25 protein-coding genes are annotated in these 26,189 nt (G+C 58.7%); 10 read left to right on the top strand and 15 right to left on the bottom strand.

Annotated elements, in window-relative coordinates:
* The 3 genes from CLV88_RS19825 to CLV88_RS19815 form a co-directional block, all read right to left on the bottom strand.
* Nucleotides 1-95: hypothetical protein (locus CLV88_RS19825; protein WP_133169986.1), on the bottom strand; the 95-nt coding region annotated here is incomplete at its 3' end.
* Between the two features lie 128 nt (nucleotides 96-223).
* Entirely contained in the window at nucleotides 224-1,096 is an 873-nt protein-coding gene (locus CLV88_RS19820; protein ID WP_106610138.1) for a DMT family transporter, read from the bottom strand.
* A 127-nt stretch (nucleotides 1,097-1,223) separates the two neighbouring features.
* Complete coding sequence (locus CLV88_RS19815) at nucleotides 1,224-2,543, bottom strand: HlyC/CorC family transporter (protein ID WP_106610137.1); 1,320 nt, start codon at nucleotides 2,541-2,543, stop codon at nucleotides 1,224-1,226.
* On the opposite strand from CLV88_RS19815, the gene CLV88_RS19810 reads away from it, so the two are divergent.
* Nucleotides 2,542-3,432: a metallophosphoesterase family protein gene (locus CLV88_RS19810; RefSeq protein ID WP_243403740.1), complete on the top strand. Its 891-nt coding sequence runs from the start codon at nucleotides 2,542-2,544 to the stop codon at nucleotides 3,430-3,432. The two genes, CLV88_RS19815 and CLV88_RS19810, sit on opposite strands and share 2 nt — an antisense overlap.
* Here CLV88_RS19810 and CLV88_RS19805 read toward each other — a convergent pair.
* From CLV88_RS19805 to CLV88_RS23090, 3 genes are read right to left on the bottom strand one after another with little or no spacing between them, the layout of a single operon-like run.
* A complete protein-coding gene (locus tag CLV88_RS19805; RefSeq protein WP_106610136.1) occupies nucleotides 3,369-4,337 on the bottom strand; it encodes a site-specific tyrosine recombinase XerD in 969 nt (322 codons plus the stop codon). The genes CLV88_RS19810 and CLV88_RS19805 overlap by 64 nt on opposite strands.
* A gap of 2 nt (nucleotides 4,338-4,339) precedes the next feature.
* Nucleotides 4,340-5,854, bottom strand: a complete 1,515-nt coding sequence (locus CLV88_RS19800) for a hypothetical protein (RefSeq protein WP_106610135.1) — start codon at nucleotides 5,852-5,854, stop codon at nucleotides 4,340-4,342.
* Nucleotides 5,844-5,993 carry a hypothetical protein gene (locus CLV88_RS23090; protein WP_165798951.1) on the bottom strand — a complete coding sequence of 50 codons (150 nt, stop codon included), beginning with the start codon at nucleotides 5,991-5,993 and terminating at the stop codon, nucleotides 5,844-5,846. The genes CLV88_RS19800 and CLV88_RS23090 overlap by 11 nt, the downstream gene beginning before the upstream one ends.
* 134 nt (nucleotides 5,994-6,127) lie before the next feature.
* Here CLV88_RS23090 and CLV88_RS19795 point away from each other — a divergent pair, with 134 nt between their 5' ends.
* Both CLV88_RS19795 and aroB read left to right on the top strand, forming a co-directional pair.
* Nucleotides 6,128-6,673: a shikimate kinase gene (locus CLV88_RS19795; RefSeq protein ID WP_106610134.1), complete on the top strand. Its 546-nt coding sequence runs from the start codon at nucleotides 6,128-6,130 to the stop codon at nucleotides 6,671-6,673.
* A 2-nt stretch (nucleotides 6,674-6,675) separates the two neighbouring features.
* The gene (gene aroB, locus CLV88_RS19790) at nucleotides 6,676-7,800 is read left to right on the top strand and encodes a 3-dehydroquinate synthase (RefSeq protein WP_243403739.1); all 1,125 of its coding nucleotides are present in this window, start codon (nucleotides 6,676-6,678) and stop codon (nucleotides 7,798-7,800) included.
* Nucleotides 7,801-7,857: 57 nt separating this feature from the next.
* Here the strand turns inward: aroB and pepT are convergent, their stop codons facing one another.
* Nucleotides 7,858-9,102: a peptidase T gene (gene pepT / locus CLV88_RS19785; protein ID WP_106610133.1), complete on the bottom strand. Its 1,245-nt coding sequence runs from the start codon at nucleotides 9,100-9,102 to the stop codon at nucleotides 7,858-7,860.
* A gap of 15 nt (nucleotides 9,103-9,117) precedes the next feature.
* Nucleotides 9,118-9,666 carry a single-stranded DNA-binding protein gene (gene ssb / locus CLV88_RS19780; protein ID WP_106610132.1) on the bottom strand — a complete coding sequence of 183 codons (549 nt, stop codon included), beginning with the start codon at nucleotides 9,664-9,666 and terminating at the stop codon, nucleotides 9,118-9,120.
* Nucleotides 9,667-9,884: 218 nt separating this feature from the next.
* On the opposite strand from ssb, the gene CLV88_RS19775 reads away from it, so the two are divergent.
* Nucleotides 9,885-10,469 (top strand): lytic transglycosylase domain-containing protein, encoded by a 585-nt coding sequence (locus CLV88_RS19775; RefSeq protein WP_165798950.1) that lies wholly within the window; start codon nucleotides 9,885-9,887, stop codon nucleotides 10,467-10,469.
* 132 nt (nucleotides 10,470-10,601) lie between these two features.
* Here CLV88_RS19775 and CLV88_RS19770 read toward each other — a convergent pair whose 3' ends face one another.
* Nucleotides 10,602-10,937 (bottom strand): antibiotic biosynthesis monooxygenase family protein, encoded by a 336-nt coding sequence (locus tag CLV88_RS19770; protein WP_106610131.1) that lies wholly within the window; start codon nucleotides 10,935-10,937, stop codon nucleotides 10,602-10,604.
* A gap of 103 nt (nucleotides 10,938-11,040) precedes the next feature.
* Between CLV88_RS19770 and CLV88_RS19765 the strand changes: the two genes are divergently transcribed.
* From CLV88_RS19765 to CLV88_RS19745, 5 genes are all read left to right on the top strand, one after another.
* Nucleotides 11,041-12,768, top strand: coding sequence for a sensor histidine kinase (locus CLV88_RS19765; RefSeq protein WP_106610130.1), 1,728 nt, complete (start codon nucleotides 11,041-11,043; stop codon nucleotides 12,766-12,768).
* Entirely contained in the window at nucleotides 12,765-14,051 is a 1,287-nt protein-coding gene (locus tag CLV88_RS19760) for a sigma-54-dependent transcriptional regulator (RefSeq protein WP_106610129.1), read from the top strand. The genes CLV88_RS19765 and CLV88_RS19760 overlap by 4 nt, the downstream gene beginning before the upstream one ends.
* Before the next feature lie 122 nt (nucleotides 14,052-14,173).
* Nucleotides 14,174-15,184: a type 2 periplasmic-binding domain-containing protein gene (locus tag CLV88_RS19755; protein WP_106610128.1), complete on the top strand. Its 1,011-nt coding sequence runs from the start codon at nucleotides 14,174-14,176 to the stop codon at nucleotides 15,182-15,184.
* Between the two features lie 80 nt (nucleotides 15,185-15,264).
* Complete coding sequence (locus tag CLV88_RS19750) at nucleotides 15,265-15,897, top strand: TRAP transporter small permease subunit (RefSeq protein ID WP_106610127.1); 633 nt, start codon at nucleotides 15,265-15,267, stop codon at nucleotides 15,895-15,897.
* Between the two features lie 11 nt (nucleotides 15,898-15,908).
* Nucleotides 15,909-17,309, top strand: coding sequence for a TRAP transporter large permease (locus CLV88_RS19745; protein WP_106610126.1), 1,401 nt, complete (start codon nucleotides 15,909-15,911; stop codon nucleotides 17,307-17,309).
* A 40-nt stretch (nucleotides 17,310-17,349) separates the two neighbouring features.
* Here CLV88_RS19745 and CLV88_RS19740 read toward each other — a convergent pair whose 3' ends face one another.
* Nucleotides 17,350-18,171, bottom strand: coding sequence for a cyclase family protein (locus CLV88_RS19740; RefSeq protein WP_106610125.1), 822 nt, complete (start codon nucleotides 18,169-18,171; stop codon nucleotides 17,350-17,352).
* 378 nt (nucleotides 18,172-18,549) lie between these two features.
* Here CLV88_RS19740 and CLV88_RS19735 point away from each other — a divergent pair, with 378 nt between their 5' ends.
* Nucleotides 18,550-18,828 carry a hypothetical protein gene (locus CLV88_RS19735; protein WP_106610124.1) on the top strand — a complete coding sequence of 93 codons (279 nt, stop codon included), beginning with the start codon at nucleotides 18,550-18,552 and terminating at the stop codon, nucleotides 18,826-18,828.
* Between the two features lie 252 nt (nucleotides 18,829-19,080).
* On the opposite strand, the gene CLV88_RS19730 is transcribed toward CLV88_RS19735, so the two are convergent.
* The 5 genes from CLV88_RS19730 to miaA all read right to left on the bottom strand — a co-directional run bounded on the left by CLV88_RS19730 (nucleotide 19,081) and on the right by miaA (nucleotide 26,085).
* Nucleotides 19,081-21,168 carry a dipeptide ABC transporter ATP-binding protein gene (locus CLV88_RS19730; protein WP_106610123.1) on the bottom strand — a complete coding sequence of 696 codons (2,088 nt, stop codon included), beginning with the start codon at nucleotides 21,166-21,168 and terminating at the stop codon, nucleotides 19,081-19,083.
* Nucleotides 21,169-21,272: 104 nt separating this feature from the next.
* Entirely contained in the window at nucleotides 21,273-22,724 is a 1,452-nt protein-coding gene (locus CLV88_RS19725) for an ABC transporter permease (RefSeq protein ID WP_106610122.1), read from the bottom strand.
* Nucleotides 22,725-22,739: 15 nt separating this feature from the next.
* Entirely contained in the window at nucleotides 22,740-23,825 is a 1,086-nt protein-coding gene (locus tag CLV88_RS19720; protein ID WP_106610147.1) for an ABC transporter permease, read from the bottom strand.
* Nucleotides 23,826-24,268: 443 nt separating this feature from the next.
* Complete coding sequence (locus CLV88_RS19710) at nucleotides 24,269-25,039, bottom strand: helix-turn-helix domain-containing protein (RefSeq protein WP_243403738.1); 771 nt, start codon at nucleotides 25,037-25,039, stop codon at nucleotides 24,269-24,271.
* Between the two features lie 173 nt (nucleotides 25,040-25,212).
* The gene (gene miaA, locus CLV88_RS19705) at nucleotides 25,213-26,085 is read right to left on the bottom strand and encodes a tRNA (adenosine(37)-N6)-dimethylallyltransferase MiaA (protein WP_423827747.1); all 873 of its coding nucleotides are present in this window, start codon (nucleotides 26,083-26,085) and stop codon (nucleotides 25,213-25,215) included.
* Nucleotides 26,086-26,189: the final 104 nt, after the last annotated feature.

Here is a 26,189-nt window from a genome sequence, read left to right as displayed (position 1 = left end):
AACGTGCCATCTTCGAGGATCACGTCCACCTCAACCGTCGGGTTCCCCCGGCTGTCCAAAATCTCACGCGCGTGAATGTCGATGATTGTGCTCATGGAAATGTCCCCGAAATGGCAAAGTTGTTTCGGGCAGAGCTATAGCAGGGCGTGACGCCAAGTAAACCGCTGGCGACGCTTGGTTTTGACCGGGGGCGGTACCGGTAGGGCTAACCGTTGCAGAAATTCTATGCTGGGGTCTCTGCGCGGATGCGTTCGCGCAGGAATGTATAAAGGCCGGAACCGATGATCAGCGTTGCACCGGCAAGCATGAGCATGTCGGGCCTCTCGCCAAACACCAGCATTCCGCCGACGATGGAAAATAAGAGGCGGGTGTAACGATAGGGCGCCACAACCGATGCTTCGCCAATGCGCATTGCGGTGACAATGCCCCAATACGCAGCAGCACCAAACAGGATGGCCGCAGCGAACATCGCAGCCTCGGAAGTACCAATCGGAGCGGGTGGGCGTGAGGTGGCGTATAGTAGAACGATACCCGCCACAGCGAGCGATGCAAATCCTTGGAAGGAAACAACACTTGAGGAGACCGTGATGTCGATGCGCCGGGTAATCAGGTCGCGGATCGCGATAGTGATCACAGCACCAAGCACCAGCAGAGTGTTGGGATCAAACGCGATTGAACCGGGCCGGATGATCAGAAGGACGCCGCAAAAACCAACGGCGATCGCGCTCCAACGACGCCAGCCGACCTGTTCCCCCAGAAACAGCGCTGCGCCAAGGGTGATGACGAGCGGTAGGGTCTGGAAAACGGCGGCCACGGTTGACAGGTCAACGCGCCCCAAAGCGGAGGCAAAAAACATCGCGGCAATACCGTCTGCCAAAGCCCGTACTAACATCATCGGTGTCCAGGCTGCGCGCGCAAATATGTTTTGACGATTAAAGATGGCAAGCCCACCAAAGATGATACAAGAGCCCAGCCCCAGAACCAGTAGGATTTGCCCGGTCGGCAACGGGTCAGACAATTGTTTGATAAAAATGTCTTCGATGGAAAAGCCGACCATGGCGGCGACGATGAGGAGGATGCCATAGAGGTTGTTCATGACGCGCCGATTCCACTGGTTGAGACCCAATCAGCAATGTCGATTTGCTCATGAACGCGCAAGGCCGAGATTATGACGTTTTGTGTGCTGGATGATCACATAAGTTGATCGCAGCCAAACCCGAGTTCTAAAGCCGGCGGATTTTGAGGTCGGTGATACGGTTGTCTGTCCGGCCTGTAACTTCGAAGCGGAAGCCGTGGAACGAAAAGACCTGACCGACGGAGGGGATCATCTGAGCTTCGTGAATCACCAGCCCGGCGATGGTGTTGGCCTCGTCATCGGGCAGGTTCCAATCGGTCGCGCGATTGAGATCGCGGATGGTCATGGCGCCTTCGATCAGGAATTGTCCGTCATCGGACCGACCAATTTGATGGTCGCCGTCCGCATCAAATTCATCGGTGATTTCGCCAACGATCTCTTCGAGGATGTCTTCGAGCGTAATCAGCCCCTGAAGCGAGCCGTACTCGTCAACCACGAGGGCAAAATGCGAGCGGCGGCGCAGGAACTGGCGCATCTGGTCGTCTAGCGACGTGGTTTCGGGCACAAAGTAGGGCTCTGAGGCCACTTTGATCACGTCAAATTGCGCCAATGTGGACATGCGGCCCTGATCGTCGATCAGTTGTTTGTGCATGGCGCGGGACAGGTCTTTGGCGTGGATAACGCCGATGATGTTTTCCGGGTCGTCCTTGAACACCGGCAGGCGCGTGTGGTTGCTTTCGAGACATTGGGCCAGTACGTCGGCCGGGTCGCTGTCTGCGTCAATCATTTCGATGCCAGAGCGGTGCAGCATGATCTCTTCGACGGCGCGGTCCGACAGGTCGAGCGCGCCAAGGATGCGGTCGCGGTCTTCCTTTTCGACAATGCCTTCGGAGTGGCCGAGCTGAATGGCGCCGGCGATTTCTTCGCGCACGGCAAGGATGTTACTGTCGGGGTCCGTTTGTACGCCAAAGACACGCAGCACGCCGCGCACGAGCAGGCGCACGGCAGACACAACGGGGGCAAATATGCGCACGACAAGGCTGATCGGGCCTGCGACCCGAGAGGCGGCGGTTTCCGGCGCGGTGATGGCGTAGGTTTTGGGCAGCACCTCGGCAAAGATCAACACAAGCAGGGTCATCACAAGGGTGGCCAACGCCACGCCGCTCTCGCCGAAGGCGCGGGTGAAGAGCGCGGTGGCGAGCGAGGCGGCGAGGATATTGACGAGGTTGTTGCCCAGGAGCACGGAGCCGATCAGGCGTTCGCTGTCCTCTGTAATGTCGAGCGCGCGGGTGGCGCCGCGATTGCCCTTGTCGGCCTGCACACGCAGCTTGCCGCGCGAGGCGGCGGTCAGCGCTGTTTCGCTGCCTGAGAAAAACGCAGAGAGGACCAGAAGGGCGATGATTGAGCCGGCGGTGATCCAGAACGTACTGTCCAGACCCGTTTCCAGTGCCGCGCTTGTGACTTCCATGGTGCAACAATTCCTTTTACCTGATTGGGTTATGGGGTGCGATGGGCGCGCATTCAAGGAGGATCGGGTGCAAGAGATGCAGGATTTGGGCACGTTGCAGGGTGATGTTCTGCTTTTTGGCGGGCCGTATTCGAATTTGCAGGCCAGTGAAGCGGTGTTGGGCGAAGCGGCCGAGCGCGGGATTCTGGCGGGCAATGCGATCTGTACCGGAGATGTGACGGCGTATTGCGGACAACCCCGAGAGACGGTGGCGGCGTTGCGCGCCTGGGGATGTGTTGTTGTGGCGGGCAATTGCGAGGTGCAATTGGCAGCGGAAGCGATGGACTGCGGCTGTGGGTTTGAGGCCGGGACGGCCTGTGATTTGTTATCAGCGGGTTGGTTTGCGCACGTGAGCCGGGAGGTCGATGTGGCGGCGCGGGTTTGGATGGCGGGTTTGCCCGGGATGGTCGTTTTCCGTCACGCCGGGCGACGGGTGGCGGTGATCCATGGCGGCGTCACAGAGATCGCCCGGTTTATCTGGGAGACGTCACCCGAGGCGGTTTTTGCCGAGGAGGTAGCGGCGATTGAGGCCGCGGCGGGGCCGGTGGACATGGTGGTGGCCGGGCATTCAGGCATTGCATTTCGGCGGGAGGTCGCCGGGGTGATGTGGGTCAATGCCGGGGTGATTGGAATGCCGCCCCATAACGGGCTGCAGGCGACAAGCTTTGCGATTTTGTCAGAAAACGGCATTGAAATCTGCGATTTGCGGTATGACGCGCGGGAGGCTTTTGCAGAAATGCAAAGGGCGGGCCTGACCCAAGGGTATGACCGGGCGCTGTTGAGTGGCTATTGGCCGTCTGAGGATGTTTTGCCGTCGGATTTGCGGGAATCGTCACGCGCCAGCGGGTGATGATCGAGCACGAGGTCGCGCAGGCGTTCATCAAGCACATGGGTGTAGATTTCGGTGGTGGCGACATCGCTGTGGCCCAATAGAGTCTGGATCGATCGCAGATCGGCGCCGTTGGCCAAAAGATGCGTGGCAAAGGCGTGGCGCAGCGTGTGGGGTGATACCTTGTCCGGAGAGACCCCGCCTGCAACGGCCAGCTCTTTGATCAGCATATAAAAGCGATGCCGAGTTAAGTGACCGGATTTGCCGCGAGACGGGAACAGGAACGGCGAGGGGGCTTTGCCTTTGCTACGTTGCTTTTCTTCGTACTCGTCGCGGGTTTTGAGCCACGCAGCGAGCGCCGCCCGCGCGGGCGGAGAGAGCGGTACCATGCGTTCCTTGTCGCCCTTGCCCTTGACCAGCAACATGCGTGGATCACCGCGCGCGGCAGAGATCGGGAGGCTGACAAGCTCGGTCACGCGCATACCGGTTGCGTAAAGCAACTCCATCAGGCAGGTGTTGCGCAGGCGGTCCGCTGTGTTGCGCCCAGAGTTACGTGCTGCGTCGAGCAAGCGGTCAACTTCGATAACCTCAAGTGTTTTGGGCAAACGTTTGGCGCGACCGGGGCCTTTGATCTGAATGGCAGGATTGTCGCTGCGCCAATCTTCTTCAAAAGCAAACCTGTAGAGTTGCTTGATCGAGGACAGACGACGGGCGCGGGTGGCCTGAGACAGTCCTTCGGCGTCGCATGAGACAAGATAAGCCTCGATATTCTCACGGGAGAGCGTATCAAAGGCGAGCGACTTGTGTGTCGCCCAATCCGCAAACAGGCGCAGATCGCGGGCATAGGCGAGTTGCGTGTTTTGTGCCGCGCCAAGATCGGCGGCCTGAGCATCGAGAAAGGTTGAGATCCAGCGCAGGGCGTCCATGATTATCCTCTGGTGTCCAGCAAAGCGACCTGAAGTGCGGCGCGGCGGGCGGTGTCTTCGAGGCCAACGGCGCGCAGAGTGGCCAGTGCCTCGGTCAGCGCGCCGAGGTCACCGGCGGCACCGTCATCCATGAGGGACATGGCGCGCAGGATCACTTCGCCCAGCTGACCACGGGCCAGCATTGTCGACAGCTCTTGTGGCACACCAGCGCCGTGCCATGCATCGGCAATGGCGCGGTGGGTTGCATCCTGAGGCTGGCGTTGGGGAACGCCCAGCGCCAGACCCGCTAGGAAATCGCGCGGTCCGGCATGGGCGGCGCGCTCATAATCGGCGGATAGCAGTGCAATGTCACGGGCCAGCCGGGCGGTGACGCCTTGCAATGGCAGGGTCAGGAGGTCGGCGCCAAACAGGCGGGCAAAAGGCACTTCGAGATGAACCTGCTGCATCGCGGCCCAAGCGCCGGGCAAGGTTTCGGCCACGGCGCCTGCGTCGCGCGCGGTAATGGCCGCATCAAACGCCTGAAGTGCGCCGACCCGGTCCCAGATCATACCGGAGGCGGCTGGCTGGCGCTCGGTGTAGATGCCGAGCAGTCGGTTTTCATGCAGCGCAGAGGTGCGCGCGAGGCGCTCAGCAGCATCCAGCTGGGCCTTCCAGCCGGCGGTTTCGCGGAGATCAGCATGCGCAAAGGGACGCGGCAGGGTGGCGGTGGTTTGACCTTCGCCAATGGCCTCATAAAGCCGGAATTTGAGGGGCGTGGGCTCGGAGGCTGCAAAGAGCAGCGGTTCGCCCTCAAACAGTTCCGGGTCGAGGAAGCGCAGCAGCAGTGCGTCGGTTTCCTCATCTATGAGATCCAGCGCGTTGGCGGTATCCAGTGTGAGCGCCGCTGCGCGCCAGTCGCCGTTGCGCGCGGTGCAGAAGATGCGCGCGCCGTAGCCAGGCGTGAGGTGCGGCGCGGCTGACAGGCGCTCGCAGGCGGCGTCTTCCTGTCCCATGAGGAGGGTGACGTCGAACCATCGGGTGAAAAGGTCTGGGGTGTCGGGTCCGGCGCGTTCCAACAGCGCGGCGGCCTGTTCCAGCGCGCCCATCTCGACCAGTTTGTCTATACGCGCCAGCAACAGTGCGTTTGCATCGCCTGCATTGGCGGGCACGTTGGCTTCGGCCAGAAGCAGGGTGTAGAGTAGCGCCTGCATCGCCGGGAGCACCTCTGGGCGCAGATCGGCCACTTGATTGGCCAATCCAGCGGCGTTGGAGTGTGACCACAGGGTTGCAGGCAATCCAGTAACAGAAGACGGCAGCAACCCAACTGAGTCGCGCCCTTGTTGATCAAGCGTGGTGGTATCAATGCTGGGGATGGCGATCCCAGAGGTGACAGGTGGTTCCCCTGTGGGCAGGCCGATATCAGTTGTGACCGTCGGTGTCGGATTGAGCCAGTCTATGGCCGAAAGCGGAGAGTCTTGGGCGATTGCGGTACTGGCGGACAGCAAAAGCGCCGCAAAGAGGGGTGTTTTAACTGCCATTCAGTTCAACGGGGATGCGGGTTTCCGATTGCGGCGCAGAGAAATCCGCGCCGAACATTGGGCCAAGATACGCGTATCCGACCAGAGCAATCGCTGCCAACACGATTAAGAATAGTATGGCCCGTAGTAGTTTGCCCATGGTTTTCCCCGATTTTCCTGCCCGTTTTTCCCAACTTATAACTGGCCTTTTTTGCAAGATCACGTCATTCAATGCGCAAAGTGGGAATTTGGGCAAGGCTTGGCCGATGGGGCGGGTTTTTTTAGGGGCATTCGATGCGGTTTGAACTCAAAAAGACAGTGGTCCTTGTGGGCATGATGGGGGCTGGAAAAACAGCCGTGGGGCGCGCCCTCGCGCAAATGCTGGGGGTGCCGTTCCTGGATTCGGATGCGGAGATCGAGAAGGCAGCAGATCGCAGTATTGCTGAGATATTCGAGCGCGATGGCGAGCCGTTTTTCCGTCAAAAGGAAAGCCAGGTGATCGAGCGGTTGCTGGACGAAGAACGCGGAATTTTGTCGACCGGAGGCGGGGCTTATCTGGCGAAAGGCAACCGCGAGATGATTTCGGATAAGGGTGTTGCAGTGTGGCTGGACGCGGATATTGATCTGTTGTGGAGCCGTGTCCGTCACAAAGACACGCGCCCATTGTTGCGCACACCCGAGCCGCGCAAGACGCTGGAAGAAATATTTGCGGCACGGGTGCCGCTTTATAGCCTTGCAGATTTGCCGGTGAAGACCGAATCCGAGTTTTCGATTGAACAGACGGCGGAACGGGTGCTGGAGGTGCTGAAAACGCGCCCCGACGTTCTGAAGGAGAAGTAGGCATGAGCAATGTGGCAATGGAAACCGTGCATGTAGGATTGGGTGATCGTGCCTATGACATTCACATTGGACCGGGATTGCTGGCGCAGGCGGGCGCGCTGATCGGACCGATGTTGCGGCGCAAGCAAGTGTGTGTGGTCACGGATGAAAACGTGGCGGCGCTGCATCTGGAGGCATTGCGCGCCGGGTTGGCGGCGGATGGGATCGCATGCGAGGCGCTGGTGCTGCCAGCGGGTGAGGCCACCAAGAGCTGGCCACATTTTGAGCGCACGGTTGAGTGGTTGCTGGAGCAACGCGTGGAACGGCGTGATCTGGTTGTGGCGTTGGGGGGCGGTGTTATTGGTGACCTGACCGGCTTTGCCGCTGCCGTGCTGAGGCGGGGTGTGGGTTTCGTGCAGATTCCGACGTCCTTGCTGGCGCAAGTTGACAGTTCGGTGGGCGGTAAGACCGGGATCAACGCGCCACAGGGCAAAAACCTGATCGGGGCGTTTCATCAGCCGGCCTTGGTGCTGGCGGATGTGGATGTGCTGGGCACATTAACACCGCGCGATTTTCTGGCCGGGTATGGCGAGGTGGTGAAATACGGGCTACTCGGAGATGCCAAATTCTTTGACTGGCTGGAGGCGCATGCACCTGCGATGGCAGCGGGCGACATGGACGCACGGATTGCCGCCGTTAAGCGGTCTTGCGAGATGAAAGCCGAGATCGTGATGCGCGATGAGACTGAGCAGGGCGATCGCGCGTTGCTCAATCTGGGGCACACGTTCTGTCACGCGCTGGAGGCGGCGACAGGCTTTGGTGATCGGTTGCTGCATGGTGAAGGCGTTGCGATTGGCTGTGCACTGGCGTTTGAGCTGAGCTATCGGATGGGCCTGTGTGCGCAGGAAGATCCAAGCCGGGTGCGTCAGCATCTGGCGGAGATGGGGATGAAGGTGGACCTGAGGGATATTGAGGGTGATTTGCCGGATGCCGAGACGTTGTTGGACCTGATGGGACAGGACAAGAAGGTTGTCGACGGGCAGTTGCGGTTCATTCTGGCGCGCGGGATTGGGCAGGCGTTTGTCACGGCAGATGTTCCGCGCGAGACGGTGCGAGTGCTGCTGGAAGACGCGTTGTCAGCGCGGTAGTACCGCTGGTTCGCGGCCTAGGTCGGCGCGCGCCAGATGAACAGGCACTTACCGGTATTAGTTGGCGGCACGCGTTAGCAATCTGAGGCACACGCGGGTGGCGCAGGCCATGTCCTGGGCGCTGATCCATTCCAGCGGGCCGTGGATATCCTGCATTCCAGTAAAGAGATTAGGGCAGGGCACCCCGAGTTCGGTGAAGCGTGATCCATCCGTGCCGCCCCGGATCGGGACAGAGCGCGGCTCTAACCCTTCGTCGCGACAGGCATCGCGGGCCAGATCAACCGGGGTCATGTCTTTTTCAAGCCAGTAGCGCATGTTGCGGTATTGTTTGGATATTTCCAGATCAGCGGTAGCGCCGGGAAAGGCGGCCTCTGCGGCGGCGCAAGCGGCGGTCAGGCGCGCGCGGCGGGCGGCGAGCCCGTCCATTTCGAAATCACGCAGGATAAAGCGCAAGGTGGCCGTAGAAGATCCGCCTTCGATCCCGTAGCAGTGGATAAACCCGTCTCGGGCATCGGTGGTTTCTGGTGTTTCGCCGTCGGTATCGAGGTCGTCCACGATATGGGCCGCGACATGTAGGGCGTTGACCAGTTTGTCTTTGGCATAGCCCGGATGGGCCGAAACGCCGGTGATGGTGGCAACGCCGCCATCTGCGGAAAAACTCTCATATTCGATTTCACCCACGCGGGCACCGTCGAGCGTATAGGCAAATTCGACGCCAAAATCGGACGGCAGGCGCGGATCGACGCCGCGCCCGATTTCCTCGTCCGGGGTGAATGCAAGACGGAGTTTGCCATGGGAGAGACCGGGGGTGGTGAGCAGGTGCTCGGCCACTGTCATAATGATGGCCACGCCGGATTTATCATCTGCACCCAATAGGGTGAGGCCGGAGGCAGTGATGATATCATGGCCGGTCTTGGTCGCCAGATAGGGGCGCTCGGACGGGCGCAGCACGAGGTCGGCATTATCGGGATAGGTGATGTCGGACCCGTCCCAGCCCGCGTGCACACGCGGCTTTACACCAGTAGCGTTGAATTGCGGGGCGGTGTCGACATGGGCGCAGAGCCCGATTGTGGGCGCTGCGGTGTTTGTTGCGGGCACGGTGGCCAGTACTGCGCCGTAGTCTGTCAGCTGGATGTCCGAGGCCCCGATCCGTTCGAGTTCGGCCACAAGGTGGCGTTGAACGTCAAGCTGGATTGCCGTGCTGGGCTGAGCGGGAGACTGTTCGTCGCTTTGGCTGTCGATGGCGCAATAGGCGACAAGGCGGTCGGTCAGGGCACGGGAAAAATCGGGGAACTCGGTCATGCTGTTACCTGTGGCTTAGAACGGGATTTCGTCGTCCAGGTCGCGCGACGGCGCGCTGCCACCGGATGGACCACCTTGGTTGCCGCCGCCGTAGTTGCCACCGGAGGAAGAGCCACCGCCGTAACTGCCGCCCTGATCATAGCCGCCAGAGCTGCCGCCCTGATCATATCCACCTGAGCCACCGCCAAAGCCGCCGCCGTCACCACCGCCGGAACGGCCGTCAAGCATGACCAGTGTAGCGTCAAAGCCCTGTAGCACGATTTCAGTTGAATAACGGTCCTGACCGGACTGGTCCTGCCATTTGCGGGTTTGCAGTTTGCCTTCGAGGTAAACTTTGGAGCCTTTGCGCAGGTATTGCTCCGCGACGCGGACCAAACCTTCGGAGAAGATAGCGATCGAGTGCCATTCAGTGCGCTCGCGGCGTTCGCCGGTGTTGCGGTCTTTCCATGTTTCGGAAGTGGCGATGCGCAGGTTACAGACCTTGCCACCGTTCTGGAAGGTACGCACCTCGGGGTCGCGCCCCAGGTTGCCCACGATGATCACTTTGTTGACGGAACCGGCCATATGCCCTGTCTCCTCGGTTTGTTATTGGTAAATTCTGCCCACCATACACCATTGCCGCGCGCAAATGGGAAGCGGATTCTTGTGGAAAACCCGACGAGAATAATATGGCCAAGGGCGGAAATTGGCCGTCTGGTGCGGCAGGTGAATGGATGTTCTGGCAAAATTGCCAAAAAATGGTATAGAACTGCGCAAAAGACGGTGTGAGGCGGTCGAACCCTATGGTGTGGAAGTTGATTGGTGTAGCAGTAGTGGCCACGTTTGTGGTGGCTCCGGCCATGGCGCAGAGTGTTTCCAGCAAAAGTTCCTCGCGGATATTCAAGAGCCAGACCAAGGTGCTGGATGGGCGCGCGTCTGAGCAGTATCGCAATTCGGTGCGTCTGAAACCTGTGCCGATTTATACCCCGTCAAAGTGGGGCGATGGCAGTTATAACGGTAAATACAAAGGTCCATATCTGGATATGGCGCGTCAGGCAGCGTTGCTGCATGGGGTGCCGGTGGATTTGTTCCTGAAGCTGGTGCAGCAGGAAAGCAACTGGAACGCCAATGCGGAGTCGCACAAAGGCGCGCTGGGGCTGGCTCAATTGATGCCGGGGACGGCCAAGCGGCTGGGGGTTGATCCGCTTGATCCAAAGCAGAACCTTGAAGGCGGCGCGCGCTATCTGAGCAAGCAGTATCGCAAGTTTGGATCGTGGCGTCTGGCGTTGGCGGCGTATAATGCGGGGCCAGCGGCGGTGAAGAAATACGGCGGGGTGCCGCCTTATAAAGAGACCCAGAATTACGTGAAGGTGATTTTGGGGCTTTGAGTGGGGTCAAATTTGGACCTCAAATGGATCCGTCGGTTTCCTGACAGTCTAGTGTTCGGCGAAACACCGGTCAGCGCCTGATCCGCCTCACCATAGGCGGGTGCAGCCCTAGTCATTGATTTCAAAACCAAGTTAGCGCCCCTTGGGGCCGCTATAGGCCCGTTCCACCTTGGCGACACGCAAGGTGTAATACTCGTACCACCGTGTTTTTCCGAGCTTTTGCGCCAGCATGTGCTCGCTGACCTGTTTCCAGTTCTTGAGCGCGTCTTCGTCGGCCCAATAGCTGACGGTGATGCCAAGCCCAGCCTCGTCCCGAGTGGTTTCAACACCCAGATACCCACTTTGTTCCGCGGCCATTTCGACCATTTTGTCGGCCATTGCGCCATAACCGTGATCGCCGTCGGTGCGCTGTGCGGTAAAGATGACGGCGTAATAGGGCGGGTCGGGGAGCGGGGCAAAGCGGGACATGGGTGAACGCTAGGCCGGGGCGCGCAGTTTGGCAAGCGGGCGAAATGGGGCATTCACAGTTGCAGGGCGATTGGCTAGCGTGACGGCCAGCAAGGGGAGAGATATGCTGCGAAAACCGTTGATCGCGTCTGTTCTGGCCACGGTGGTGATCGGGGTGTTCGTCTATCGTGTCGCCTTTGGATATTTTGTGGCAGAAGAGCTGACCAAGGCCGAAGGGCGGTTGTCGGTTTATCACAGCACGGTTGTGGCCGAGTTGGAGCGCTATGCACATCTGACCAAGGTGCTGTCGCGCGACACATACGTGATGGCGGCGGCAGATGGTGGCGACCGGGGCGCGCTGAATGTGCGGCTGGACGTGTTTGCGGATCAGGCGGGGTTGGATGCGATCTATCTGATGAACACCAACGGCGAAACGGTCGCCGCGTCTAACCATGCGGTTTCGTCGAGTTTTGTGGGACATAATTATGCGTTCCGACCCTATTTTCAGGACGCGTTGGACCGCGAACAGGGACGGTTTTACGCGATAGGTTCGACCACGGGGTTGCCGGGATATTTCATAGCGGATGCGGTTTTGGGAGAGCAGGGCGAAACGTTGGGCGTGATCGCCGTCAAGAAAAGCTTGTCGGAGTTAGAGCAAAGCTGGAGCGCGTCAGGGGAGCAGGTTTTGGTGGCCAATCAGGACGGGGTTGTTTTGTTGGCTTCAAACCCTGCGTGGCGCTATCGGGTGCTGGAACCCCTATCGGACGGCAAACGGGCAGAGATCGCGGCGGCGCGGCAGTTTGCCGGGCAGGAACTGGCGGCGCTGGATTGGCAGGCGCGGGACGGACAGCGGGCGCGGATTGGCGGCGAGGCGTGGTTGCATCTGGTTGGAGATGGGTTGCCGCATGGTTGGGCGCTACATTATTTTGCCAGCGATGACAGAGCGGTGGCGCGATCCTGGTTGGCGACGGCGGTTGTGGTGTTGCTGGCGGGGATATTGCTGGTGATCTTTCAGGTACAACGCGCGCGCCGCATTGGGCGAGCGTTGCGGCGTGCGGAGCAGGAAGAGGCGCAATTGCGGGTTAGTAATGCGGCGCTGGCCAAGGAAGTTGGCGAGCGCAAGGCAGCGGAAGAACGGTTGCAATTGGCGCAGAATGAGCTGGAACGGGCGAGCCGGTTGGCGGCGTTGGGCGAACTGTCGGCATCGGTCACGCATGAGTTGGGCCAGCCGATTGCGGCGATGCGCAACCATCTGGCGGCGGCAGAGATTGGCGCGGGGCAGGTGGGGCCGTTGGTGGGTGAAATTGGCGGGCTGGTGGACCGGATGGAGGGCATCACGCGGCAGTTGAAGTTCTTTGCCTCGCCCCAGCCCGAACCATTTGCGGTGTTTGATCTGCGCGACGCGATGCGGGCTGCGCTTGGGCTGGTTGCGCCCAACGTGGAGGATGCGGGGGTGCGGGTTGAGGTGGATATGTCGGAAAGTGCGGTGCAGGTGCGGGGCAGCAAGCTGCGCATTGAGCAGGTGATGACCAACGTTCTGCGCAATGCAGTGGATGCGATTGAGGAGAGCGCCGCGCCTATGATGCGTGTGGTCGTGGGGCAAAGTGATGGGCAGGCGTGGTTTGAAGTCGCTGATAATGGCCATGGGCTGGGGCCGTCGACCTTGCAGGAGTTGCAAGAGCCGTTTGTGACCACACGTGCCAGCGGGCGCGGCATGGGGCTTGGACTGGCGATTTCGGCCAATATTGTGAAGGACCATGAGGGGCGGATGACAGCGCGCAACGGCACCGCGGGTGGTGCGGTGTTTCGGGTGGTGATCCCGAATGCAGGTGCGGCGGAGGATGCAGCATGAGCGGTAAGGACGCATTTCGCATCTTGATTGCGGATGATGACAAGGCGATGCGACAGTCATTGAGCGCGCTGATGGAAGCGGCGGGATGGATCGCAAACGTCGTGCCCCGCGCAGAGATTGCGCTGGAGCGGATGGGTGAGTTTGCGCCGGACGTGATCCTGTCAGACGTGCGTATGCCGGGGATGTCCGGGCTGGAGCTATTGGCGGCCCTGGAAACCGAGAGCGCACCTCCGCTTGTTTTGATTTCAGCGCATGGCGACATTCCAATGGCGGTACAAGCCATGCAGGACGGAGCCTATAGCTTTGTCGAAAAGCCATATGATCCGCGACGGTTGCTGAGCATTCTTGGCCATGCGGCTGACCAATCGCGGATGCGGGTTAGCAACGCACGATTGAAGCATAGGTTGTTTCAGCTGTCTGGTTTGGACCGGGTTCTGGTAGGGCAGACATCCGCTGTTGAGGCGTTGAGGCAAGATATTTTGGACTTTGCAGGGATTACTGCGCCAGTGCTGATTGAGGGTGAGACCGGAACCGGCAAAGAGCTGGTGGCGCGGGCGTTGCATGATCTGAGCGGGCGCGCAGATGCGCCGTTTCTGGCACTGAATTGCGCGACGTTGGTGGCCGAGACATTTGACCCGGAGACGCTTGCGCAAGCCACTGGCGGGACGGTGTTTCTGGACGAGGTCGGATCGTGTCCCTTGCCGGTGCAGGCACAGTTGTTGCGGGTGATCGAACAGGGGTTGGACGGGGCGGATTTGCGGTTTGTGGCGGCGACCAACGCCGATATTGAGGCCAGCGTGTTGGATGGCTCATTGCGTCAGGATTTTGTGTTTCGCTTGAATACGCTGATGCTGAACCTGCCGCCTTTGCGTCAGCGGCGCGATGACTTGACGTTACTGGCGGCGCATTTTCTGTCTGACTTTGCAAGGGTTTACGAGGTTGATCCACCTGAATTGAATCAAGATGATCTGGCCGCGTTGATGGCGCATAGCTGGCCGGGCAATGTGCGCGAATTACGCAATGCGTGTGAACGACGCGTTTTGATGGCGCGGCGCGGGGGCGGGTCGATGACCGCAGCGTTGCGTGGTGAAGCGCAGGTGAGCGAGGTCCCCGATACGCTGCGCGAGGCGGTAGCGGCGTTTGAGCGGGAGATTATCGGCAAGGCCATTCGCGCCCATGAAGGGCGTATGGATGCGGTGGCGGATGCGCTTGGCATCGGGCGGCGCACGTTGAACGAAAAGATCGTAAAACTAGGGTTGGACAAGGCGGCGTTGCTGGAGTGATTTGCGCTCTGCGGAAATCCGCAGGGCAGCGCGCTTGCCCTGCGCAATTTCTCTCATAGCCAAGTGGATTATGGCGCGTCATGGTAGGGGCACCAAAAAGACGACGCATATGGGAGGAAATCATGCGTAAACTTTTGAGCCGGACGGCCGTGGCCGCCCTGTCTATGGCATTTGTGACCGAAGCGATGGCAACTGAGTGGAATGTCTCGGTCTGGGGCAAACGCCGCGCCTTTACCGAACATGTTGAGAAGCTGGCCGAGTTGGTGAGCGAAAAGACCGGTGGTGATTTCACGCTTAACATCAGTTATGGCGGGTTGTCCAAGAACCGAGAAAACCTGGATGGGATTTCGATTGGTGCGTTTGAAATGGCGCAGTTCTGTGCGGGGTATCACCGTGACAAAAACCCGTCGATCACGGTTCTGGAGCTGCCGTTCCTTGGTGTTTCTTCGCTGGAGCAGGAGATCGAGCTATCAATGGCGGTGTATCAGCACCCCGCTGCGGTTGAGGATCTGGGCCGTTGGAATGCGACACTGCTGATGCCATCACCATTGCCGCAGTATAACCTTGTGGGTCTGGGTGATGCGCCGGCATCGCTGGCAGATTTTGCCGGGTTGAGCGTGCGCGCGACCGGCGGGATCGGAGCCGCGATGGAAACCGTAGGTGCGGTGCCAACGTCGATGTCTGCGACCGAAGTGCGTCAGGCGATGGATAGCGGCATTGTTAAGGCCGTGGCCTTTGCCCCCCACGCGCATATGTCCTTTGGGACCATCGAAAACGGGACGTGGTGGACCACGAACCTGAACCCCGGCACGGTGAATTGCCCTGTTGTTGTGAACACGGACGCGATGAACGACCTGTCCGATGAGCATCGCGAGGCGCTGATGTCTTCGGTGGACGAGGCGCTGGCGCATTATGTCGACAACTACAATAATGCTACTATGTCGGCCTGGGGCCCCGCACTTGACGAGCGCGGCATAACACAAGTGACCTTCTCGGACGACGAGATTGCCGCCTTTAAAAAGGCCGCAGCGGCCCCAGCGGCAGCGGCTTGGATCGAAGACAACACCAAGCGTGGTCTTCCGGCGCAAGAGCTTTATGACATGGTCACTGGCATGATCGCTAGCGGCAGCTAAAGCACGCGTGAACGGGCGGGTGGCGCTGCATCCCAACTGCGCCGCCCGCCTTTCTTTTTTGAACTTTGACGGAGGCTCTTATGGCAGGCTCGTCACTTGTGCTGTCTGATGACAGCACGCTCTCTCAAATAGACCGACATCTTTACAAGCTGGAAGGGTTTCTGGCCCTGCTGAGCGGGTTGGCGGTGTTTTCGCTGATGATCATGGCGGTGTTTTCGGTGGGGGGGCGGAATTTTCTGAATGCGCCGCTGCCGGGGTATGTGGACTGGATCGAACAGGCGATGCCGTTGATTGCGTTCATGGGCATTGCTTATGCGCAGCGCGATGGTGGGCATATTCGTATGGATATGCTGGTGGGCGCTCTTAAGGGGCGAACGCTGTACCTTGTGGAGTTTATCACAACACTCGCGGTGCTGATCCTGATGGTGCTGCTGGTCTGGGGCACGTGGGCGCATTTTTCGCGTAGTTTTGATTTTGGCTCGCCGATATGGAGCCGGGACAGTTCGATGGATATCGCGATACCGCTGTGGCCCGCGAAGCTGTTGGCACCGGTGGCGTTTGGGGTGCTGTGCTTGCGGCTGGTGTTGCAGCTTTGGGCCTATATGCGGGCGTTTATCCGCAATGATGCGACCCCGGTGGCGGTGCCATTGGTAGCGGATGCGGCGACGCAGGCCGCGATGGAAGCCGAAGCCGTTTCGGGCAACGAGAATTAAGGGCGGATACGATGGAACCGATTGAAATTGGATTGGTCGTCTCGGGCGGTCTATTGGTGCTGGTTGTGCTGGGGATGCGGGTGGCGTTTGCGGCCGGGCTTGCGGGCATGGTGGGGTTGATCTGGATCTTCTGGGCCAAGTTTGGCTATGATCCGGAGCGGTTTGGCAAGGCGGTGACTGTGGCGGTCAAAACCGCCGGGCAGGTGCCGCATTCCAAAGTGTCCTCTCAGGCGTTGTCATTGATCCCGACATTTATTCTGATTGGCTATCTGGCCTATTACGCGGGGCTGACCAAGGCGCTGTTTGAGGCGGCCAAACGCTGGCTGGCGTGGGTGCCGGGTGGATTGGCCGTGTCGACGGTGTTTGCTACGGCGGGCTTTGCCGCTGTTTCGGGCGCGTCGGTGGCGACATCGGCGGTGTTTGCACGGATTGCGATCCCGGAGATGCTCAAGATCGGCTATGACAAGCGCTTTGCGGCGGGTGTTGTGGCGGCAGGGGGCACGCTGGCCTCGCTCATCCCGCCCTCGGCGATCTTGGTGATCTATGCGATCATTGTGGAGCAGGATGTGGGCAAGCTGTTGCTGGCCGGGTTCATTCCGGGCGCATTTTCGGCGGTGATTTATGGGCTGCTGATCATTGGCATGGCTGTGACAATCAAGGGCTTTGGCCCGCCGGTGAGCGGGTTTACGTGGAAGGAGCGTTTTATGGCGCTGCCGCCTGCGTTGCCGATTGTGTTCGTGGTCGTGACGATCATCTTCTTTGTCTACAACCCGTTTGGCGGAGATGCCTGGGGCACGCCAACCGAGGGCGGGGCGATTGGGGCCTTTGTGGTGTTCCTGATGGCGCTTTATCAGGGGATGCGCTGGACTCAGTTCAAGAATGCGCTCTTGGAGACTGCCAAGCTGAGTGTGATGATTTTCACCATTATCTGGGGAGTGCTGATCTATGTGCGTTTCCTTGGGTTTGCCGATCTGCCGGGTGCGTTTTCTGATTGGATCACGTCGCTGACGCTGTCACCGATGCTGATCTTGGTGTGCATCCTGCTGGCGTATGCGGTGCTGGGCATGTTCATGGATGCGATTGGGATGCTGTTGCTGACATTGCCTGTGGTCTATCCGGCGGTGATGGCGCTGAACGGGGGCGAGTTTGTCACGGCAGCGGACAGCACGTTTGGCATGTCCGGGCCGATGTGCGCGATCTGGTTTGGCATCTTGGTGGTGAAGATGGCAGAGTTCTGTTTGATCACACCGCCGATCGGGCTGAACTGTTTCGTGGTGGCCGGCGTTCGCGATGATCTGAGCGTGCAGGACGTGTTCAAGGGTGTGACACCGTTCTTTGTCGCGGATGCGATCACTATTGCGCTTTTGGTGTCGTTCCCATGGATCGTTCTGTGGTTACCAAGTCAGGTGTAAGAAAAGATCGCGCCCTTAATAGGGCGCGGTTTGCCTTGGTTCAGACCATCGCAAAGATGCGGCATGGTCCCCCCGTGCCGCCCTTGTGAGTGCCTGCGCCGACCATCAATGTCGCGCCAGATGCAGGCACCTGATCAAGCCCTTTTAGGTTTTCAATGCCGTATCTATTGGTGGGCAACCACGTATAATGCGTGGCAAAATCAGCCGAGATGCCGTGATCGAGTGAGAGCGTGTCGACAGCCATCGCCACCGCGCCGGTGTTCTCTATCAACATCTGAGCCGCCTCGGCGTGGAAGCCGGGGAAGTGCATCGTTTCGTCCGCGCCGACATTGCGATACGCGTCACTGCCGGTTTTGCCAGCCCAACCAGAATGCATCGCCACACAGGCTTTGTCGGGGATGTCACCGTGTGCGGATATCCATGCGCTGAGATCATCGGGTGTGACCTGTGCGTCGGCGTCATCCTGTGCGCGCGCGGCGATATCAATCACGACCAAGGGAACAACGAGGTTTTCCACCGGAATTTCGTCGACCGACTGGCCATCTGCAGAGAAGTGCAACGGTGCGTCTATGTGCGTTCCGGTATGTTCGTTGATACTTAGCTGGAGCAGGTTGAAACCGTGTTCCTTGAAATTAAAGGGTTGCTCGCGGGTAATGCCGGGCGCGCCAAAATAGGTGGGAAACATTTCGTCATAGGTGTGGGTCATGTCGACGACACCGCCATGCCCAGCAGCAAGCGCGGCGGGCGCCGCCGCAACCCCGCCGACGGCCACGGCCGTGGCGGCGGCGGCGCTGGCCTTGAAGAAATCACGCCGGCTGAGCATTCGGTCCTTCACGGCGTTCATTACGCAAACATCACACATGACTTGGTCTCCTTGAAGTTTGTTCAGAAAGGTCCTTCTGCGGGCTGATGCGACAGAATGTTGCTGTAGCCTAGTGGAACGGCGTTGTTGCGCAAAGAATTTGGTCATGTTGCGCGATGGTCGGTTAAAGGCGCGTGGCGATTCTAATCGCGTAAGTGACCACCAATGCGGTTGTGACGCCTTGGAAAAGTGCAGTCCACCTTTTCGCAGAAATGAGACTGATCCGGCGTCGCGAATGGAGCGATCCGGAGTGGTGACTTTTAATCGCGGAAGTGACTTGGGACTGGTTTATATTCTTTGTGGTGTTTTTTAGTTGGACTTTCGGCAGCGGCAGGTGCTTTGGAATGCGCGCGACCCAACAAGCAATGCACGCCAGTAATGGGCTGCATTCTGGGCGATCCCGACGAATTATTTATTGGTGAAGTGCTGGGCGTAGGGCATGGAAGGTTTGAAGTGGAGTCGAGCCAGGGCGCAACGTGTCAAGGTTCCTTTAAGCGCGCTTTGTTCGGTACGGCCAAGGTCAAGGCGACGTGTCGCGACGGGCGCAAAGCGCGTGCGACTTTTGGATATTATCAAAAACAACCGGCACTGGGCGCGGCAAGGGCCGAATGTCAGAGCGAGAAGAAATCATCTTTTGGGCAGGCGACAGGATATTAAGTCATTTTCGTAACCCTGAGGCCAGCCGAATTGAAGATTTGGTTTCATGCGGGATCGAGGCACTGAAGAACCTCCCCGAAGGCTGATCGCGTGGTACAGGGTTAAAGGGCAGATTGCGCGAAGCGGGTTATCATATGGGATATCCAATTTGGGTACCGTAAAGACAGGTAATTTGGTGGTCTGTTGACGTTATTGAAGGCAAAAGGGGCGCTAGAAAAAGCGCCCCTTTTGTGTGTTTGATCCGCGCGCGCTTTACTCGGCGGCGACCTTGATCACCGGGTTCATGCGTTCAAGGATATCGTCGGCCAAATGGCACTTGACCTGATGGCCTTCGGCGAGGTGACGCACTGGCGGCAATTCCTTTTCGCAAAGCCCGCCGGGGACTTCGGATTTCCAGCGACACCGCGTCTGGAAAGGGCAACCGGGGGGTGGGTTCATCGCAGAGGGGATATCGCCTTCGAGAACGATATGTTCTTTCTCGATAGAGGTATCCGCGATGGGAACTGCCGAAAGAAGCGCCTCGGTATAGGGGTGATATGGAGGCGCAAACACCTGATCGGTGCTGCCCATTTCCACCACATGGCCAAGATACATCACCATCACCCGGTCGCTGAGATAGCGCACGATTGAAAGGTCATGGCTGATGAAGAGAAGCGTCGTTTTCTCTTCACGCTGGATCTCCATCAAAAGATCGGTGACCGCCGCCTGAACCGACACATCTAGCGCCGAGACGGGTTCATCCGCAACAACAATACGGGCGCCACCCGCAAAGGCGCGGGCAATGCCGACGCGCTGTTTTTGGCCACCCGAAAGCTGACGCGGCATCCGATCGGCAAAGGCACGTGGCAGTTTCACGAGGTCGAGCAGCTCCAGCATACGTTTGCGTCGCGCGGCCTCGCTGTCGCCAATGCCAAAGATTTCCAGCGCGCGCATGATCTGGCGCCCGACGGTCATCGAGGGGTTCAGCGTGTCAAACGGGTTTTGGAACACCATCTGAACATCCGCGACAGTTTTAGTGTCACGCGCCTGAATTGGGGTCTGCTCGATGTTTTTGTTATCGAGCAGGATCTGACCGTCCGTGGCTGTTTCAAGCCCCATCAGCACCTTGGCAAATGTGGACTTGCCACAGCCCGATTCGCCCACGATAGCAAGCGTTTCGGATTCGCGCGCCTCGAATGACAGGGTCTCGTTGGCCTTGACCACCTTTTTCTCGCCACTGCTGAACAGCGCGCTGGCGGCCACCTCGTAATATTTCTTAAGGTTGTCCATCTTGAGCACAACCTTGCCAACTTCGGCCTTTTCTTTTTGCTCACCCACGGTGATCGGCGCATTCCAGTCGATTTCTTTATACTTCAGGCAACGGGTTGAGTGGCGTTCAAAGCCTTCGATATCCTCCATCGGGATGTCGCCGACATCACAGCGTCCTTCTTCAAAATAATCGCAGCGCGGGCCAAAATTACATCCCGGTGGGCGTTCATGGGGGAGGGGAAAGTTGCCCGGAATCGCCACAAGTGGGCGCGCGTTCTTGTCGGCCCCCGGCAACGGGATCGAGCGGAACAGCGCCTGTGTATAGGGGTGCTGCATGTTGTCGAACACGTCTGCGATCGAGCCGCGCTCGACCGCTTCGCCGGAATACATCACGCAGAGGCGGTCACAGGTTTCCAGAACAAGGCCAAGGTTGTGGGAGATGAACAGCATCGAGGTGCCGTATTTTTTGCCCAGATCCTTGACCAGCTCGACCACGGCGGCCTCAACCGTCACGTCAAGCGCGGTGGTGGGTTCATCAAGAATAAGTAGCGAAGGCTTGGACATCAGCGCCATCGCGATCACGATGCGTTGCTGCTGACCACCTGAGAGCTGATGCGGGAAACTGTCGAGCATGCGCTTGGGATCGGGCAGTTTCACGTCGGTGACCACCTCGAGCGCGCGCGCATATGCCTCTTTCTGGTCCACGCCTTCGTGGATCATCGGCACTTCCATCAGCTGTTTGCCGATTTTCATCGCCGGGTTCAGCGAGGCCATCGGTTCCTGATAGATCATCGCAATTTCATTGCCGCGAATGTCGCGCAGCTCATCATCGGACATCTCACCAAGGTCACGTCCTTTGAACTTGATCGATCCGCCAACAATTTTGCCGTTTTTACCCAGATCCTGCATCACACCCAGCGCAACGGTGGATTTGCCGCAGCCGGATTCACCCACAAGGCCGACGGCCTCGCCGGGTTGTACACGGACGGAAAAGTCCATCACGGCGGGGATTTCACGCAGGCGCGTAAAGAACGAAATCGACAGCTTATCGATCTCTAGAATGGGGCCATCATAGTCAGGCGTTTTAGTCATGTGGTGTCTCCCTGTTGGAGCCATGAGGCTTGTGAGCCTCTTTGTTCTTTATCTTGCCAGAAATACTTTCGGGGGGACCGGGGGGCTGGCCCCCCGGCCTCTCCTTAGTCTCTCAGGCTTTCTTCACGCAGACCGTCCGCCAGCAGGTTCAGACCCAATACAAGGCTGAGCAGGGCAAAGGCAGGCACGATCGCGGGGTGTGGGTAGATCGAGAGGAGCTTGCGCCCGTCATTGATCGTTGTTCCCCAGTCAGGGCTTTCCGGTGGGAGGCCAAGACCAAAGAAACCCAATGTCCCCAAGAGGATCGTGGTGTAGCCGATGCGCAGACAGAAATCGACGATCAGCGGGCCGCGTGCGTTTGGCAGGATTTCCCAGAGCATGATGTACCATGGTCCTTCACCGCGCGTTTGAGCAGCCGCAACATAGTCGCGTGTCTGGATATCAAGCACCAGACCACGCACGATGCGGAACACCGTTGGCGAGTTTACAAAAACCACCGAGACGAACACCACAAGGATGCCTGAGTTGATGTTAAAGAGATCCATCACACCGGGCAGCACATTGATCACCGTACCATCCGCCGAAATCGCCGACAGATACACCCAGATCATCACCAGCAGCACGCCCGACAACAGCGGCGTGCGCAGCTTGGGGCGAGTGTAGAACCGCGAGTTGAGCAGTACGCCGACAAAGATGATCGGGAACACAAACAGCACCATCGCCATATAGTTCGGGATGCCTGTGGCCACGATTTCCGGTGTCACCAAGAGGTAGAACAGCAGGATAACCGGGAACGCCAGCACGAGGTTGGCCAAGAATGACAGCAGCGCGTCAAGCTTGCCGCCAAAATATCCGGCAGGCAGGCCCAGTGTGATGCCCACCATAAAGGCGAACAATGTCGCAAAGGGCGCGATCACGATCACGATGACCGATCCGTTGACCATGCGGCTAAACACGTCGCGCGCGAGGTTGTCACCGCCAAGAAGATAGTAAGAGAACTGTCCTTCTTCGGGGCTGCGCAGTGGTGTGCCGGGCAGCTTGTTCTTCATACCCGACAACTGAGTCAGGGGATCATGCGTGGCGATCATGTCAAACAGACCGACAAATACCGCCGTGTAGAACCAGAACATCAACAACGCAAAGCCGATCATGCCGATGGTGCTGTCAAACAGTTTGCCATAAAGGCCCAGCCTGCGTTTATAAGAGATCGACACGAGGAACGTGACGACCAGCGCGATCCAGACCGGGGCGAACTGAGCCGCCACGGCACCGATGATGCCAACCGTGCCAAGCGGTGTGAACATCCCAGCAAGGATATATAGCACGCAGAGCGCAAGTAGCGTCAGCAAGCTGGCTTTGACCAGCATTCTGATGGCAAGGTTTGGCCCCATCGTGCGGGTGATCGTGCCGTCAAGGTTGATGGATTCGGCCACGGGTGGCAGCACCCAGGAGCCGATGATTTGCAGTGCAACAGCCGCGATGAACACCCAAGCGACAACCCAGAAGATGGGGTCGAGGAATGTGCCAAATGAGCCTGTCCAGGTAAGTGGTTCCATGTCTCAGACCCTCCCTTAAGAAATTCGGATGCGTGGGTTGAGGTAGACATAGCCGATATCAGATATCAGCTGCGTCACCAGCACCACGAAGACCGAGACAACGGAAACCGCCAGAAGCATCTCAATGTCGTTGTTACCCGCCGCGTTCACCAGTTGCCAGCCAAAGCCGGTATAGGAGAACAGGGTCTCGACAATCACGACGCCGTTCAGCAGCCACGGGAACTGAAGCATGATCACGGTAAAGGGCGCGATCAGGGCGTTCCGCAAAGCGTGTTTCATCACGATATTGCGGAAGCTGACACCTTTGAGACGGGCGGTGCGGATGTACTGAGCGGTCATGACTTCGGCCATCGAGGCGCGTGTCATGCGCGCGATGTAGCCCATGCCGTAAAGTGAGATTGTCAAAACGGGCAGGGTGAAGTTCTGGAAGGTGATCCCATCCATGGCCGATTTTGCCGTGCCTTTGAACAGGGCCTTGCCCTCAATCAATCCCATTTCATGTAACCACGGCCCAAGCCCGTTTCGGGTAGAGGCGAGCATGGCGATGAAGATAACACCGGATACATATTCAGGCGTCGCGGTAGACAGGATGGAAACGGTAGAAAGGCTGCGGTCGGTGCCCGAGCCTTCGCGCATCCCGGCCAGCACGCCGACGATCAGAGCGGATGGCACCATCACCACCATGACCCAGAACATCAGTTTGCCGGTATTGGCGAGGCGGGAGCCCAGAACGTTTGCAACAGGTTCTTTGGCCACGGTTGAGAAACCCCAGTCTCCCTGAAGGATGCCGCAAAAGCGTGGCGTGTCTTCGGGTGAAATACCTGGGCGGACACATTTGCCAAGTAGAGTGCCGTCTTCTTTTTCCAGCGAAAAGCCGGGCATCACGCCAAGCCACTGCATATATTTGACGGGGGTTGGTTGAAGGTATCCGCGATCCTCAAGAAAGCTGGCAACGGCCTCTTCCGACATGCGGAAGTTACCTTGGGTTTTTGCCAGTTTTTCGAGGTTCGGGTACATGTTGGTCAGGAAGAAGACGATGTATGTCAGGCATAGCGCCGTGAGCAACATCATTCCCAACCGCCTTAGAATGAAAGATCCCATGTGGTTCCCTGTTGGTGTTTCGCGCGCCTTACGTGCCGGAGTGGCAAGGTGGTGCGCGATTGTTTTGACCATATCCGCCCGAAACCGGGCGGGGCCGATTTCATTTTAGTTCAACGACGTCATGGATGAGGTCACAGGGGAGGCACGTAATCAGTTCCAAGTCTTTCAATCGGTCCTGTGACCGATGAAAGTTGGAGGTTTGGCTTGCAACTGGCAACATGTCCCTCCTGCGGGGGTTCCGGTTCGCGCGCTGAACAGGCGTATTTTCGGCCGGGCGGGTTGTGAATCTTGGCCCCGGCACAGTTATGCAGACCATTCGGCAACAGAATCGACGTCACGTCAACGGTTGCAATCGTCATTTCAGAGACCAAATACGACATTGGCCGTGTCGATTTTGGCTTTCATTGCCATGGCAAAGGGGTTGCGAAACGCCGACCCTTAGATTAACCGCCGCGCGCATTTTTGCGAATCTGGCTAGGGGAATGGCCAAAATTCTGCTGACAGAATCGGGTGAAGTACGCGGCGCTTTTGAAACCAAGTGAGGCGGCAATATCCTGCATCGCCATGTCGCCGCTTATTAGCATTGAGCGGGTCGCGTGCTGGACGGTCTGGCTGAGCATTTCAGCCGCCGTCAGGCCAGCGCATTGACGGCAGACGCGGGTCAGGTGAGTGGGGGTGATATCAAGCGCTTCGGCATAGGTGGCCATGGGTTGGCCGGTGCGGAAATCCTTTGATAGCAGGTCGCAAAAGCGCCGCACCAGCCGTTCTGCTGCGCGGGCGGGTGGCGTGGGATCAGCCGTTTGCACGAGCCGCCGCAGAGTGATCGACATCAGCTGTGCGTGGGCGTTGAGTGCCTCGGACAGAAATGGGCGTTCTTCGTGAATTTCGCGCCGCATGGCGTCGAAGATTGACGTCAACTCAGCCTGGGTCTGACCATCCGACAAGCGCAAATGCTGTGTTCGGTCGGGAAGGCCGACGCGACCGTCATCGGGGATGAGAAGGGCTTGGCCCTGAACCTGAAGGCCCAACTCAAATGCCAACAGTTTTCCGGCGGGGATAAAGATGGCGTTATGTGCGCCAAAACCGCGGCGCAGCCCGTGTAGCAAGACACGTCCCTGACCACGTGTGGTCCACAAAAGGATATGGTGATTGCGCAGGTGCAATTGCTCCAGCAGCCAGGGTTCCTTGTTGGTCAGCTGGGCAAAAGTGAGCACGGAAATCTGCCCGAGGGGTCGATCAGGGCGCGGGTGAGCCGGCGCGGGTTTGGCAGGTGACGAATTGATTTTCGTCGGACCCGTGCGGGTCATGAATGCAGGAATATGTAAATTCGGATTGGTCATTTGCGCCTACATATAGCGCATTCCGTTGTAATTTGGAAACTTTGCTGTCAAGGCGCGTATTTATGCCAATCCGCCATTTTGGAGCGGAACCACGTGCGTTGGCGTTTGGCAAACTGGCGCGTGGCAATAGTGGCTTGTTCCCGAGCTTGTTCCAGTGACAGGGTGCCCAGAAGATGAGCGATCAGCTCGGGCGCGCCGATGGCCTTGGCCGAAAGATGCGCCGGGTTCCAGCGGGGCAAGTTGGCGCGGGCTTCGTCAAGCGCGCCTGATTCGAGCATCAGGTCGAATCGGCCAGCGATTCGCTTGTTGAGCCAGTCTTTGTCCACGTCGAACAGAACCGGTGTTGTGCTGGCCAGAGGCAAGAGTGGCGGCGGTGTGTTGTCCTGCCAGTCGCTTAAAGGGCGACCGGTTGCCTGAAGCACCTCCCATGCACGCTGAACCCGCATTGGGTTGAGCCGGTCGATGCGGGCGGCTGTGTCCGGATCCAGCTCTGCCAAGAGCGCCTCAAACCCCTCGTGCGTTACCCGTTCATTGGCATGTGCGCGCAAATCAGGCGGTGTGGCGGGGATGTCAGCAAGCCCTTTTGTGAGCGCAGTGAAATAAAGCCCGGTCCCGCCAACGATGATCGGGCGCTCAGGGCCAGACAAAAGCGGTTTCACTTCGCGTAGCCAGTGCCCAACTGAATAGTCTGCGTCATGGGCGATATGGCCATAAAGGCGATGTGGCGCCTGTGTTTCATCCTGAACTGAGGGGCGCGCCGTGAGCACGCGCCAGTTGTTATATACCTGAATAGCGTCAGCATTGATGATCACACCGCCACCGTGCGCGGCAATGTCGAGTGCGAGCGCACTTTTGCCGCTGGCGGTGGGGCCAGCGATGAGAACGGGTTGGTGTTTGGGGATTTGTGAAAGGGCGATCACGTCAGCGCGCCGGGTTTCGCGCAAGCGCGATTTTTGCGAATATGTAACTTTGGGTGAACTCTCGCATTGAACCTGACCGCGTTTTCCGACATTTTGCGCCCGAT

It is taken from the genome of Shimia abyssi (assembly GCF_003014475.1).
Lineage (GTDB): Bacteria > Pseudomonadota > Alphaproteobacteria > Rhodobacterales > Rhodobacteraceae > Shimia > Shimia abyssi.
Note: the sequence above shows the minus strand (reverse complement) of the source record. Positions and strands in the feature narration are given on the sequence as shown.

Coding starts and splice junctions, on each gene's coding strand:
- CLV88_RS19775 (WP_165798950.1), top strand. CDS start 9,885: ATGGTGTGGAAGTTGATTGGTGTAGCAGTAGTGGCCACGTTTGTGGTG.
- CLV88_RS19755 (WP_106610128.1), top strand. CDS start 14,174: ATGCGTAAACTTTTGAGCCGGACGGCCGTGGCCGCCCTGTCTATGGCA.
- CLV88_RS19815 (WP_106610137.1), bottom strand. CDS start 2,543: ATGGAAGTCACAAGCGCGGCACTGGAAACGGGTCTGGACAGTACGTTC.
- CLV88_RS19735 (WP_106610124.1), top strand. CDS start 18,550: ATGGGCTGCATTCTGGGCGATCCCGACGAATTATTTATTGGTGAAGTG.
- pepT (WP_106610133.1), bottom strand. CDS start 9,102: ATGACCGAGTTCCCCGATTTTTCCCGTGCCCTGACCGACCGCCTTGTC.
- CLV88_RS19820 (WP_106610138.1), bottom strand. CDS start 1,096: ATGAACAACCTCTATGGCATCCTCCTCATCGTCGCCGCCATGGTCGGC.
- CLV88_RS23090 (WP_165798951.1), bottom strand. CDS start 5,993: ATGGGCAAACTACTACGGGCCATACTATTCTTAATCGTGTTGGCAGCG.
- CLV88_RS19800 (WP_106610135.1), bottom strand. CDS start 5,854: ATGGCAGTTAAAACACCCCTCTTTGCGGCGCTTTTGCTGTCCGCCAGT.
- CLV88_RS19730 (WP_106610123.1), bottom strand. CDS start 21,168: ATGACTAAAACGCCTGACTATGATGGCCCCATTCTAGAGATCGATAAG.
- CLV88_RS19805 (WP_106610136.1), bottom strand. CDS start 4,337: ATGGACGCCCTGCGCTGGATCTCAACCTTTCTCGATGCTCAGGCCGCC.
- CLV88_RS19720 (WP_106610147.1), bottom strand. CDS start 23,825: ATGGGATCTTTCATTCTAAGGCGGTTGGGAATGATGTTGCTCACGGCG.
- CLV88_RS19725 (WP_106610122.1), bottom strand. CDS start 22,724: ATGGAACCACTTACCTGGACAGGCTCATTTGGCACATTCCTCGACCCC.
- CLV88_RS19770 (WP_106610131.1), bottom strand. CDS start 10,937: ATGTCCCGCTTTGCCCCGCTCCCCGACCCGCCCTATTACGCCGTCATC.
- ssb (WP_106610132.1), bottom strand. CDS start 9,666: ATGGCCGGTTCCGTCAACAAAGTGATCATCGTGGGCAACCTGGGGCGC.
- CLV88_RS19810 (WP_243403740.1), top strand. CDS start 2,542: ATGGTGCAACAATTCCTTTTACCTGATTGGGTTATGGGGTGCGATGGG.
- CLV88_RS19750 (WP_106610127.1), top strand. CDS start 15,265: ATGGCAGGCTCGTCACTTGTGCTGTCTGATGACAGCACGCTCTCTCAA.
- CLV88_RS19760 (WP_106610129.1), top strand. CDS start 12,765: ATGAGCGGTAAGGACGCATTTCGCATCTTGATTGCGGATGATGACAAG.
- CLV88_RS19745 (WP_106610126.1), top strand. CDS start 15,909: ATGGAACCGATTGAAATTGGATTGGTCGTCTCGGGCGGTCTATTGGTG.
- aroB (WP_243403739.1), top strand. CDS start 6,676: ATGAGCAATGTGGCAATGGAAACCGTGCATGTAGGATTGGGTGATCGT.
- CLV88_RS19765 (WP_106610130.1), top strand. CDS start 11,041: ATGCTGCGAAAACCGTTGATCGCGTCTGTTCTGGCCACGGTGGTGATC.
- CLV88_RS19740 (WP_106610125.1), bottom strand. CDS start 18,171: ATGTGTGATGTTTGCGTAATGAACGCCGTGAAGGACCGAATGCTCAGC.
- CLV88_RS19795 (WP_106610134.1), top strand. CDS start 6,128: ATGCGGTTTGAACTCAAAAAGACAGTGGTCCTTGTGGGCATGATGGGG.